This window comes from Rhodoblastus sp. (assembly GCF_052145335.1).
In the GTDB taxonomy this organism is placed as follows: domain Bacteria; phylum Pseudomonadota; class Alphaproteobacteria; order Rhizobiales; family Beijerinckiaceae; genus Rhodoblastus.
In genome coordinates, this window is the sequence record NZ_JBKQOU010000223.1 from 1 (window position 1) to 12278 (window position 12278).

The 12278-nt window shown below is 62.0% G+C and carries 12 protein-coding genes and 1 pseudogene; 10 read left to right on the forward strand and 3 right to left on the reverse strand.

Features of this window, described 5'->3' with window-relative positions; all coding sequences use genetic code 11:
• Together ACLP2E_RS14040 and motA are read right to left on the reverse strand one after the other, a co-directional pair.
• Positions 1–628, reverse strand: a pseudogene (locus ACLP2E_RS14040) (flagellar motor switch protein FliM); the annotation flags it as partial.
• Between the two features lie 2 nt (positions 629–630).
• Positions 631–1503 (reverse strand): flagellar motor stator protein MotA, encoded by an 873-nt coding sequence (gene motA, locus ACLP2E_RS14045; protein ID WP_442462413.1) that lies wholly within the window; start codon positions 1501–1503, stop codon positions 631–633.
• A gap of 306 nt (positions 1504–1809) precedes the next feature.
• Here motA and flgF point away from each other — a divergent pair, with 306 nt between their 5' ends.
• From flgF to ACLP2E_RS14060, 3 genes are read left to right on the forward strand one after another with little or no spacing between them, the layout of a single operon-like run.
• Positions 1810–2535, forward strand: coding sequence for a flagellar basal-body rod protein FlgF (flgF, locus tag ACLP2E_RS14050; RefSeq protein WP_442466300.1), 726 nt, complete (start codon positions 1810–1812; stop codon positions 2533–2535).
• Positions 2536–2549: 14 nt separating this feature from the next.
• A complete protein-coding gene (gene fliI, locus ACLP2E_RS14055; RefSeq protein WP_442466301.1) occupies positions 2550–3887 on the forward strand; it encodes a flagellar protein export ATPase FliI in 1338 nt (445 codons plus the stop codon).
• A gap of 17 nt (positions 3888–3904) precedes the next feature.
• Entirely contained in the window at positions 3905–4441 is a 537-nt protein-coding gene (locus ACLP2E_RS14060; RefSeq protein WP_442462410.1) for a hypothetical protein, read from the forward strand.
• 9 nt (positions 4442–4450) lie between these two features.
• On the opposite strand, the gene ACLP2E_RS14065 is transcribed toward ACLP2E_RS14060, so the two are convergent.
• Complete coding sequence (locus ACLP2E_RS14065) at positions 4451–5491, reverse strand: protein-glutamate methylesterase/protein-glutamine glutaminase (RefSeq protein WP_442462409.1); 1041 nt, start codon at positions 5489–5491, stop codon at positions 4451–4453.
• Between the two features lie 236 nt (positions 5492–5727).
• Here ACLP2E_RS14065 and ACLP2E_RS14070 point away from each other — a divergent pair, with 236 nt between their 5' ends.
• The 7 genes from ACLP2E_RS14070 to ACLP2E_RS14100 all read left to right on the forward strand — a co-directional run.
• Positions 5728–6258, forward strand: coding sequence for a hypothetical protein (locus ACLP2E_RS14070; RefSeq protein ID WP_442462408.1), 531 nt, complete (start codon positions 5728–5730; stop codon positions 6256–6258).
• Positions 6259–6261: 3 nt separating this feature from the next.
• The gene (locus tag ACLP2E_RS14075) at positions 6262–8865 is read left to right on the forward strand and encodes a hybrid sensor histidine kinase/response regulator (protein ID WP_442466302.1); all 2604 of its coding nucleotides are present in this window, start codon (positions 6262–6264) and stop codon (positions 8863–8865) included.
• On the forward strand, positions 8862–9347 hold the full coding sequence (locus ACLP2E_RS14080; protein WP_442462406.1) for a chemotaxis protein CheW: 486 nt from the start codon (positions 8862–8864) through the stop codon (positions 9345–9347). Before ACLP2E_RS14075 ends, ACLP2E_RS14080 begins: the two co-directional genes overlap by 4 nt.
• A gap of 138 nt (positions 9348–9485) precedes the next feature.
• A complete protein-coding gene (locus ACLP2E_RS14085) occupies positions 9486–9851 on the forward strand; it encodes a response regulator (protein ID WP_442462405.1) in 366 nt (121 codons plus the stop codon).
• A gap of 60 nt (positions 9852–9911) precedes the next feature.
• Complete coding sequence (locus tag ACLP2E_RS14090; protein ID WP_442462536.1) at positions 9912–10748, forward strand: CheR family methyltransferase; 837 nt, start codon at positions 9912–9914, stop codon at positions 10746–10748.
• Between the two features lie 94 nt (positions 10749–10842).
• The gene (locus tag ACLP2E_RS14095) at positions 10843–12066 is read left to right on the forward strand and encodes an ATP-grasp domain-containing protein (RefSeq protein WP_442466303.1); all 1224 of its coding nucleotides are present in this window, start codon (positions 10843–10845) and stop codon (positions 12064–12066) included.
• A 52-nt stretch (positions 12067–12118) separates the two neighbouring features.
• A partial coding sequence (locus ACLP2E_RS14100) for a flagellar basal body protein (RefSeq protein ID WP_442466304.1) occupies positions 12119–12278 on the forward strand: 160 nt, incomplete at its 3' end.

The window sequence follows — 12278 nt, forward strand, 5'->3', positions numbered from 1 at the left end:
GGTCGCGGGATAATTGCTGGCGGATCGGGGTCAGCGCTGGCTGCGGAATGACGACGAACATCTGACCGCCGATGTCCATCGACTGTATGAGAATCTTCGCGATCACCGCGAGAACATTGCGTCTTCCCATGACGGTGAAGTCCATGCGGGTCTCGACGCGCTCCAGGCGGAAGGTCGTGGCGATCACCGGCCCGAAGGCGGAGTTCAGGGCCTCGGCTGCGATCTCAAAAACCGTCTGCGCGACGCGGACTTCCAATGTCGAATAATTGCGGTCGTCAGTGTGCGGCGCCTCCTGCGCGTCGCCGCCAAGCATGACCTCCATCAGCGAAAACAGGCAGCGCCGGTCGAGGCCGACGAGAACGCGCCCGTCGAGTTCCGGCGAATAGAGAATAGCCGCGACGCTGCCGTCATAGGCGTCGAGCGCATCCCAGACGTGATCGGTGGTGATGCTGTTGACGAAGCAGGAAAGGATTGCCGGGGAAAACGGCCGCAACCCTTCGGCGCAGGAGGCCGCCAGACGATCGAAAATCACCGTCAGCATCGGCAGCCGCTCGACGGTCAGGCCGGGATTGTCGAGCAATCTTTCCGCTGCGGCGCCGGCGCTTCGGTTTTCGGATTTGGTGTCCATCGTCAGGCCGCCTGGCGGTCGACGCCGCCGGATGTGGTCTCGTTTTCGACTTCGTCAATGGTCGGCCGCTCCTTGGCGGGAATGGTCTTGCGCCCGAACTCCACCGCGATCTGGGGCATGGCGCCATTCATGTAGGCCAGCAGGGTCTGCTTGATCAGCGTGAACTGGCGCAAGGATTTCTGGCGGGTCGATTTGATCTTGGCGGCGAGCGGGGAAACGATGCCATAGGACGCGAAAATGCCGGAGAATGTGCCGACCAGCGCCGCGCCGATCAATCCGCCGAGCACTTCCGGTCCCTGGTCGAGCGCCCCCATGGCGTGGATGATGCCGAGCACCGCGGCGACGATGCCGAGCGCCGGCAGGCCGTCGCCGACCATGTTGAGCGCATGATAGGGCTTCAGCTTGTCATAGGTCAGGGTGTGGATTTCCTCATCCATCAGCGCCTCGATCTCATAATGACGCGCGCTGCCGATGATGATGAGCCGGCAATAGTCGCAGACGAAACCGGCGAGGACTTTGTTGGCGAGAACCTTGGGATGCGCCAGGAAGATTTCCGATTCGGCGGGGTTGTCGATATGCGCCTCGACCTCGCCGCGCGACTTGCTGCGCATTTCCCGCATCAGGCTGTGCAGCAGCGACAAAAGGTCGAGGAAGTCCTTTTGTTTCGGCTCCTGGCCGGCGATGGCCTCGACGATCGCCTTGCCGGTGTCCTTGATGGTCGGGATCGGATTGGCGACGACGAATATTCCCAGCGCGGCGCCGCCGAGAATGAGGAATTCGAAAGGCTGCACCAGAGTGTGCAGGCGCCCGCCAAGCGCCGCGTAACCGCCCAGCATGGAGCCGAAGGAAATGACCAGGCCGATGACGAAATTCAATGGTCTTCTCCGATTCCCCAAGCAGCGCGCACCACTATCTCTGCGTTTCAGGGCTTGCGTGAGGCTGAACCGGCAAGGGTCAGCCTGGGGCAAGCACGGGATTGCTAGAATCCTTCGTGGCGGGACATTTCTCTATTCGCCCCAACGGAAAATTCGGGCCAATTATCGCAGGCGCTAGACTGTGAAAAATGGTCAGGAGCGAAGCGACCGAAAGCCCGTCGAAAGACGGGCGTCTTTCGACGCCCTTCTGGCTTACGCGAGGGATTCCATGATCGCGACGCTGCGATCTTGGAGAAAAGGTCTAAGATGCAATCCAGTCTCTATGTCGCGCTGTCGGGGCAGGTCGCTTTGCAAAAGCGTCTGGATACGATCGCCAATAATATCGCCAACGCCAACACCGGCGGTTATCGCGCCGAGGAAGTCAGCTTTTCGACGATTTTCTCTCATGCGGGCGCGACGCCGACGGCTTTCGCCACCAGCGGCGACAGCTATATTTCGCGCAAGACGGGGGAGCTTAACCCGACCGGCAATCCGCTCGACATCGCGGTGCAGGGCGACGGTTGGTTCGCGCTCAGGACGCCGGCCGGCGTCGCATATTCTCGCGACGGACGCATGCATATGGACAACGGGGGGGCGCTGGTCAGCGTCAACAACTACCCCCTCCTCGACGCCGGAGGCGCGGGAATTCTGCTTGACCCTTCCGCCGGGCCGCCGACCATTTCGCAGGACGGCATGATTTTGCAGAACGGCCGCCAGATCGGCGCGGTGGGGCTCTATACTATCGCCCCCTCGGCGCGGCTCAGCCGCTTCGACAATTCCTCGGTGCTCACCGACCAGCCGGCGACGCCGGTGCTCGACTTCTCCAACAATGGCGTCATCCAGGGGATGAGCGAGGGATCGAACGTCAATCCAGTGCTCGAAATGACCCATATGATCGCCGTCTCACGCGCTTTCGAAAGCGCTGGCAACGCCGTTCAGTCGAGCGAAACCACGATGCTGGATGCGATCAAGTCGCTCGGCGCGAGTTCTTAACTCAGGGAAGAGAAATGCAGGCTCTGGAGCAATTGCAGCGCGACGTGCAGGAGGCCGATCTCAGGCTCGATCCGGTGCGCATAGGCGGCGTCATCACCGAGGTCGGTCCGTCGGCTTATCGTGTGGCCGGCCTGTCGCATTATCTCAAGCTGGGCGATGTCGTCTGCATCGACAGCAGCGGGCGCGCCTCGCCCGGCGAAGTGGTGAAGATCGACCTGTCCGGATTGACCGTGAAGTCCTTCGACACCCGCGTCGAAGCCGGCGTCGGCAATCCGGCTTTCCGTGCGAGGCCGATGCGTCTGAAGCCGCATCGTTCATGGAAGGGCCGTGTCGTCAACGCCCTGGGCGCTCCGGTCGACGGTCTCGGCCCGATGATCGAGGGGCCGCGCTCCGTGCCGATCGACGCCGAGCCTCCGGCGGCGATGCGGCGCGAGCGCGTACGCCGTCCGATGAAAAGCGGCATTCGCGTCGTGGATTTTTTCACGCCGCTCTGCGCTGGACAGCGTATCGGCATTTTCGCCGGCTCCGGCGTCGGCAAATCGACGCTCCTCGCCATGCTCGCCGGCTCGGCGGGATTCGACAGCGTGGTCATCGCGCTGGTCGGCGAGCGCGGACGTGAAGTGCGTGAATTTCTCGACGACGCCCTCGGCGACAATCGAAAACTGGCGATCACCGTGGTTTCGACGGCGGACGAAAGCGCGATGATGCGGCGTCTTGCGCCGAAGACGGCGATGAGCATCGCCGAATATTTGCGGGACCAGGGCGAATCGGTGCTGCTGATCGTCGATTCGATCACTCGTTTCGCTCATGCGGCGCGCGACGTCGCGCTGGCGGCGGGCGAACCGGCGGTGGCGCGCGGCTATGCGCCGAGCGTGTTCAGTGAATTGCCGAAACTGCTGGAGCGCGCCGGTCCGGGGGAGGCTGGCGGCGGCTCGATCACCGGCGTGTTTTCGGTTCTCGTCGATGGCGATGACCACAACGATCCCGTCGCCGACAATATTCGCGGCACTCTCGACGGCCATATCGTGCTGGATCGCGCCATTGCCGACCAGGGGCGATATCCCGCCGTCAACGTCCTGTCTTCTGTCTCCCGCATGGCGCATCACGTCTGGAGCAAGGAGCAGCGGGCGCTGGTGATGAAATTGCGCGCGATGATCGCGCGTTTCGAATCCTCGCGCGACCTGCGGCTGATGGGGGGCTATCACGCCGGCTCCGATCCGGTGATGGATCAGGCCGTGACCTTCGTTCCGAAAATCTACGAGGGCATGAACCAGGCGCAGGGCGATCCGCCAAGCGTCGACGCCTTCCGCGAACTGGCGAACACGCTCCAGGCCGACAAGACGTCGAGTTGAAACAAGGGAGAGTAATCATGGGCGATCTGGCGCTGAAAAGCCTGGGCGTGGCCTGCGCCGTCGGTTCGGTCTGGCTGGCGGCGCATATGTTCACGCATCAGGAAGGCGGGCCGCGCATCAATGCGATGGAGGATTTCGCCCTGTTCGCGCAGCCCAATCGCATTCACGCGGTGGAGGCCGCGGTCAGGGAGGCGGTGGCAGAGGGAGCGGCGCGAAAAACCGGACGCGCCATAACCATCGACATGACTCCGATCGGCGTCGCTACGGCTCGCGCCGCGCCCGATGCGGTTCCGACACCAACCGATCCGAGGCGAAACCCAACACAAGATTTGAGGCAAGACCTGCGAATCGCCGAATTGAGCGACAGCAATGCTTTGCTGGAGACGCCGGAGGGCTATCGCAGGGTCGTGGTCGGCGACGAAATTCCGGAGATCGGCAAGATCATCGCGATCCGGCGGATGGAGGGATATTGGGTTCTGGTGGGAAGTTTCCGTTCGCTGGCGCAGGCGGCGCCGCCGCCAGAGTCCGGGCTTGTTCGCCCCGGCGAGCGGTAATTTCTCAAATCAGATGCTCAGTCCGAACAGCGCGTTGATGCGGGCGCCGATTTCGCCGAGGCTTAGGATCTCGTCGGCGCATCCGCTTTCCGCCACGGCGCGCGGCATTCCCCAGACCGCGGAAGTCGCCTGGTCCTGCGCCATGACATAGGCGCCGCCTTCCTTGAGCTTTTGAAAGCCCTTGGCGCCGTCATTGCCCATGCCGGTGAGCATGATCGCCAGAACATTGCCGCCATAGGCGGAAGCGGCGCTGGCGGCGAGAACGTCGACGGAGGGCTTGTAAAGGCTCTCGCCTTGCGCGGCGGCGATCTTGGCGCGGCCATTGGCGATGCGGAATTGCATGCCGCCTGGACCGATACAGGCGACGCCGGGCGACAGGACCATGTCGTCTGAAGCTTCCACGGCTTTGACGGCGCAGACGTCGGTCAGCCACTTGGCCATGGCGGCGGTAAATTGCGGCGGCATATGCTGGGCGATGACGATCGGCGCGGGAAAGCAGGCGGGCAGGCGCTCGAGCACCTGATGCAGGGCGCGCGGTCCGCCGGTGCTGGAGCCGATGACGACGATCTTCGGCGTGGGCGGCCTCACGCGCATCGGCAGCGCACGGCGAAGCGGCGTCACGGCGCGCGCGAACGAGGGCGCGAGACGCGCACGCGTCGCGCCGACAACGGCGTGCAGTTTATCGTGCAACTGCTCGAAGCCGCCGGCTTTGGGAATGAAATCCATCGCGCCGGCTTGCAAGGCCTGGATGGTGATCTTCGCGCCGGCTTCCGTCTGCGCGCTGACCATGATGATCGGAATCGACGATTTGGCGTGAATTTGGCGCAGGGCGTCTATGCCATTCATTTCCGGCATTTCGACGTCCATGGTGATGACGTCCGGTCTGAATTCGGAGGCCTTGGCGACGGCTTCACGGCCATTGGCCGCCGTCGCGATCACCGCAAAACGCGCGTCGCGCTGAATGTGCCGGGTGATCGCATTGCGCATGAAACTGGAATCGTCGACGACCAAAACACGAATGGGCGAGGCTGCCGGTTGTCCCTTCAGCATGTCGGGTTCGCGCTCCTGTCGTCCTGGATTTCGGCTTTGCGCGCGAAACCGTTCCCGGACGCATATTGCCGAACTTTCGTTAACAAAAGATACAACCATGAATTGTATTTCGCCACGTGAACGGACGCGTTGATGGCTCTCCAACAAGGGATATTCACTACACGTAAAACGCGAGTTGTAACTCTTTTTTATCCCATAGAGAGCAATAAAGCTCATATGCAACCCATGCGAGCATCATGACCATGCCGAATCCCTTGGCCAAAGACGAGTTTCGGGCGGAGCCATTAATTGCGCCGTTGCCGGAGGCGCATTTGAGCCTGGTCAATCCATCCACCGGCCTCGCCAATGACTATCTCAACGTTTTCAATGAAATTCTTCTGGTGCTCGAATTCCTTCCCTCCATGCCGGAAATGACCGACGAGGCTTTGGCGTGGCAACCGCGCGGCTATTGCGAATATTTCGAAACATCGGCGATCCCCGGCGCCCGCCAGGCTTTGAACGCCTATGAAAGAGTCGATCCCGCCACGCGGGAAAACTTTGAAGCCGTTCTCGGACGACTGACCGAGATCGTCGTGCAGGCGCAACAGACCCTGGCCGAAGAATCCGGGCGTCCCGAATATCCCGATTCGATCGCCAAATCCTGCGAGGAAACAGCGGAAGCGATGCGGGCCGGCCTTTCCTACGTTTCCCGTCTGATCAACGAAGGTCTCGCTCCGAACCAGCGCGCCAGCAGGCGCGGCAAGCAATCCACGAAGAACGGAATCTGAGCCATGGACGAAATGCTCAAGGAGTTTTTGGCGGAAGCGGCGGAGCAGATCGAAGCGGCGACCGCGCAGGTCGTCGCGTTCGAACGAAATCCCGACGACGCGACCTTGATCGCCAGCATTTTTCGCCTTGTTCACACGATCAAGGGAACTTGCGGCTTCCTCGGCCTCACCCGCCTGCAGCAGCTGACCCATGCCGCCGAAAGTCTGATCGGCGCCTTGCGCGAAGGGGCCAAAGCTACGCCGGAGGTTGTCTCCGCCATTCTTGCGGCGGTTGATCGCGTCAAGCAGATGCTCGCCGAACTCGAAGAAAACGGGCTGGAAGCCGAAGGCGACGATTCCAACCTGATCGGCCTGCTGCAATATCACGTCGCTCTTTGCCAAGGGAAAATCGCCGAGGCGCCAGCCGTAGCCGCGGCTCCGGCGCCCGTCGAAACAGCGCCCGTGGCGGCAAAAGCCTCGGCTCCCGTCGCGGCGCCCGCGCCGATGAGTGCGCCTGCCATGGAACCGCTTCGCGGCGTCGCGGAAACGGGCGAACCGTCCCCGGGCAAGCGCGCGGAAACGATCCGCATCAATCTCAATACGCTTGAGCGCATCATGCAGCTGGTGTCGGAACTGGTGCTGACACGCAATCAGCTCATCGAGCTGACGCGGCACAAGGAGGACGAGACTCTCAAATCACCGCTGCAGCGTCTGTCGACCATGACCACCGATCTTCAGGACGCGGTGATGCGCGCGCGGATGCAGCCGGTGGAGCGGGCATTCGCCAATCTGCCGCGCATGATCCGCGACCTCGCCAACGATCTGCACAAGAAGATCGATCTCGTCACCGAGGGCGCCGATACCGAACTCGACCGGCAATTGATCGAGCTGATCCGCGACCCGCTTACCCATCTTGTTCGCAATTGCGCCGATCACGGCATCGAATCGCCGGAGGAGCGCGTACGCCTGGGCAAGCCGGCGACCGGCGTGGTGCGCGTGGCGGCGGCGCATGAGGCGGGACACATCACCATCGAAATCAGCGACGACGGCCGTGGCTTGAACATCCCGAAGATCAAGGAAAAAGCGCTGGCGCTCGGTCTCGTCGACCGCGCGAGGCTGGAGCGGATGAGCGACGAGGAAATCTCGCGGCTAATTTTCGCCCCCGGCTTCTCGACTGCTGAGGCCGTGACCAATGTCTCCGGTCGCGGCGTCGGAATGGATGTGGTGCGCGAAAACATCCAGGCGATCGGCGGCTCCGTCGCCTTGTCCTCGACGCCGGGACTCGGCTCCCGCTTCTGCCTGAAAATTCCGCTCACCCTGGCCATCGCGCCGGCGTTGATCGTCGAAGCCCGTGGCCAGCGTTTCGCTTTGCCGCAACATTCGGTGGTCGAGGCGGTGGGCCTGAACGGCGGCGAGCACAGGATCGAATTCGTGCAGGGATCGAAAATCCTGCAATTGCGCGAAGCCGTCCTGCCGATCGGCAGCCTCGCGGAAATCCTGCGTCTCGATACTCCCGCCGGATTGGCGGGCGAGCCGGAGCAATTGGCGGTGATCATGCGCGTCGGCGCGCATTCCTTTGGCATTACAGTCGATGCGGTGACCGACGTTCAGGAAATCGTGGTCAAGCCGATGGGCGGCTCGCTGACGCATCTTGCCGCTTTTTCTGGCCACACGATACTCGGCGACGGTTCGGTGGTGCTGATTCTCGATCCCAATGGAATCTCCTTGTCGCTGGGGCTGGAACAATCCCGCGAAACCGCTTCTGCTCACGTCGAAAACACACGGGCGCAATCCTGCGACCTTACGCGCCTCGTCTATTTTCGCGCTGGTTCGGGCGCGTCGAAGGTCTTGCCGCTGTCGAACATCGCGCGGATCGAAACCGTGCCGTCGAATCGCATCGAGCAATCCAGCGGCATGATGCTGATGCGTCATCAAGGACGCCTGATGCCGATCGTCGCCGCCGCGCAGGACGTGATGGTCAAGGAGGGCGACAACACCGTCTTTGTCATCTCGCCCGACGGGGAGCCCTTCGGCCTGCTGGTCGACACCATCGTCGACATCATCGAAGACCGCCTCGATGTCGAAATCGGTGGAGGAATCCCCGGCGTCATCGGCGTCGCCGACATAGAAGGCAAGGTCGTGGAGCTTCTCGACATCGCCTATTTCCTCCATCTGGTGTGGCCTGGCATGGAAGCTGGCGCCAGCCGCGGCAAAAATCGCAAGAGGCGGCTGCTGTTGATCGACGACGCGGCTTTTTTTCGCGACATGCTGGCGGCGACTTTGCAGGCGTCCGGTTTCGACGTCGTCAAGGTCGGTTCCGGCGGGGAGGCTATCGGCTGCGTCATGGCGGAGCCGGGTTTCGACGCCATTCTTATCGATGTGGAATTGCCGGATGCGAGCGGCTTCGAAGTGGCTGGACGCTTGTACGACGCCGGAGCGCGCTCGCCGATGGTGGCGATTGCTCCCTATGCAACGCGAGAAATATCGCGCGCCGCCGAGGCCGCCGGCATGTTCGCGGCCGTTGGAAAGTTCCAGCGCAGCCAGATGATGGATCTCATCCGCGCCTGCGTCGAGCGTGGCGATGACGAGGCCGAGCATGACCTCTTCGCCTCAGGAGCGGCGGCATGAACCACGAACCCGCGAAAAGCGTCGGCGAAGCCTTGCACGCGGCAGGCAATGCGCTTGACGGCTATTTCTCGATCAAGGTCGCCGACGACGCATTCGGCCTGCCGGTGAGCCGCGTTCAGACGATTTTTCGCATCGGTCGGGTCACCGTGGCGCCCGGCGGTCCGCGCGACATCGTCGGATTGGTCAATCTGCGCGGCAAGATCGTGACCGCCGTCAGCTTGCGCCGGCGTCTCGGCCTGACGCCGGAGCCGAGCGGGCCGGGCAGCCTGGCCATTGGCATCGAACATCGCAACGAGGCTTTTGCTTTGCTGATCGACGAAGTGGGCGACGTGCTGACGCTGACCTCGGACACCGCCATCGCGCCACCGCCGCATATCGGCAGGCTCAGGGCGAAATTCGCCGTCGGCTATAACCGGGTCGGCGGACGAATTCTGCCGCTGCTCAATATTGATGCGGTGTTCGATTTCAGCGACCATCACTGATCCTGCTCATGTGCCCGGCGAACGCGCAGAATCAGGGCATTGAGAAGAAATTGCGCAGAACAATCAGGCAATTCCCGAGCGGGCCGGCTCGGGAGGTCGATAGCTAAAACGCCAAGAGGCTTCCAACGGAGTTGAACGATGAAATATGTTCTCGTGGTCGACGATTCGCCGATGATCCGGCGCATCGCCAAGAAAATTCTCGAAGAGCTCAATTTCAGGATCGTCGAGGCGGAGGACGGTCAAAAGGCCTTGGCCGTCGTGCATGACAGCATGCCCGACGCCATCCTGCTCGACTGGAACATGCCGGTGATGGACGGACTGGAATTCCTCGTCCATCTGCGCCAACTGCCCAATGGCGCGACTCCGAAAGTGCTGTTCTGCACCACCGAAAGCGATGTGAAACACATCACGCGGGCGATGCAGGCCGGAGCCGACGAATATATCATGAAGCCGTTCAACAAGCAGATCGTCAAATCGAAATTCGAAGAGGTCGGGCTGTGCTAGAGCCTTTGCTTTCAGGCGTTGTTGCGTTGGTCCTTCCTTCAGTCGATTGAGTCTGCCGCCATGTCCCGGACCTTTGTCGCGCTGCAGTCGTTTCTGCTGAAATCCTCGGGTCTGGCGCTGGATCGCGAGAAGCAATACCTCGTGGAGGCGAGGCTCACGCCCGTTTTCCGGCAGGCCGGTCTCAGCGGTCTGGACGAACTCGTCGCCAGGATCGACACCGATCGCTCGCTCGCCAAAAAGGTGACGGAGGCGATGACAGTCAACGAGACTTTCTTTTTCCGCGACCGGCAGCCTTTCGAGGGGTTTCGCCAGGCCGTCCTGCCGGAATTATTGAAATCCCGCGCCAGGACCCGAAGAATGCGAATCTGGTCGGCGGCCTGTTCGACCGGACAGGAGCCCTATTCCATAGCCATGATTCTCGACGAGGAGGCCCGCCGATTGACGGGCTGGACGGTGGAGATCGCCGCCAGCGACATCGCCGAAACCGTGCTCAAAAAGGCCAGGGAAGGCGTCTACAGCCATTTCGAGGTGCAGCGCGGCGTGCCGACGCCGCATCTTCTGCGCTATTTCACCAAGCGCAAGGATCATTGGGCGGTCAATGAGACCATCAAGGCCCGCGTTGAATTCCACCAGCAGAATTTGATGAGCGATTTTTCGCGGCTGGGCATGTTTGACGTCATTTTTTGCCGGAACGTGCTGATTTATTTCGCGAGAGAGCAGAAGAGCGACGTGTTGCGCCGGTTGGCGCGATGCCTGGCGCCCGATGGTTATCTGGTGCTCGGGGCCGCCGAAAGCGTCATCGGCTACTCCCAGGAATTCAAGGCGCACCCGGAACACCGGGTGATTCTTACCCGACGCTCCGCAGCCGCCACCGAATATTTGCGCGGCGGCGTCTGATCTTTGGCGACAGCTTCGGGCAAGCTGGCGGATCAAAATTTCGACGGCGCGATGGCCCGGCGATGGTCGCCGCATCCGCACGGAGCCATCTTCCATGCAGGCAATACACAAGCGCGCCGCGCCTTCCGCGTGCGCGCCCGGACCTTCGCTGATCGGTCTTGCCGCCTTGACGCGCAAGGCGATGCGCGGCGAAGACCTGGCGTCGGTCGCACGGTCGCTGCTGCTGCGGCTTGCCGACGATTCCCGCGACGCAGCGGCGCTCCTCGATCTGTCGACCATCGAGCAATTGCTCGGCGCGAGCGCCAATCGCGTCGCTCTGCAGGCGAGGGCGCTGGAGCTGCGCCGCGCCTTTACCCAAGCGCCCTCGCGCGGCGGGGCTTGCACGCTGCTGGCGCTGGTCGCGCCGGGCGATTTCATGGCCAATACGCCGCTGGAGTTCCTGCTAGAAGACGCCGACATTCGCGTGGATTATCTCTATGTCGACGCTGAGATGGATATTCTGGCGACGGCGCCGGCGCATGACGCGGCCATTGTCGCGGTGGCGGAATGCGCCGCCAACCGGCCGTTGCTCGCAGCGATCGCGCGCGTCGCCGGGCGTTGGCCGCAGCCTCTTCTCAATGCGCCCGAGCACATCGCCCGATTGACGCGCGACGGCGCCTGGCGGCTGCTCTATGAGGAGCCGGGCGTGATCTATCCGCGCAACCAGCGTTTTTCGCGTCGGCAATTATCAGAAGCCGGGCGCGCGGAAAATTTTCCCTTCATCGTTCGTCCCCTCGAATCGCATGCTGGCGCGGGGCTCGAAAAAATCGAGGACAAGACTGAACTCGCCGCCTATCTGCAAAATCATGCGGAGGCTTTTTTCTACACGGCGCCGTTCATCGACTATCGCGGCGCCGATGGAAAGTTTCGCAAGACGCGCATTGCCGTGGTCGATGGCGAGCCCTTCCCGGTTCATCTGGCGATTTCGTCGCGGTGGATGATCCATTATCTCAACGCCGACATGGCGGAAAACGCCGACCATCGCGCCGAGGAAGCGCTTTTCATGGATCGTTTCCCGGATTTTGCGCGGCGGCATGCGCACACATTCGCGTTCATGCAGAAAAAGCTGCAGCTCGATTATTTTCTCGTCGACTGCGCAGAAGTCGGCAGCGATCAATTGCTGATCTTCGAGGTAGGCTCGGCGATGATCGCGCATGATCTCGATTGCCCAGAAAACTTCGCCTACAAATCGGCGCCGATGCGTCGCCTGTTCGACGCTTTCCAGCGCCTGATTCTTTCACGTGCAGGCGAGGGCGGACCCTCCGGGGCGCCAGCCTGAGGCAAGATTGAAATTCTAAGCTTGCTCATCGAACAAGCTCGGGAGATGAAAATTGCAACCGCTGACGCTGTTTTCGCTCGCTTCGCAGAACGCGAACTGGCTCGCAACGCGGCAAGTGACGATTGCCTCCAATGTGGCTAACGCCAACACGCCTGGCTATCGCGCGCAAGACGTGGCGCCGTTCAACGCGGTGCTGTCACATTTGCAACTGC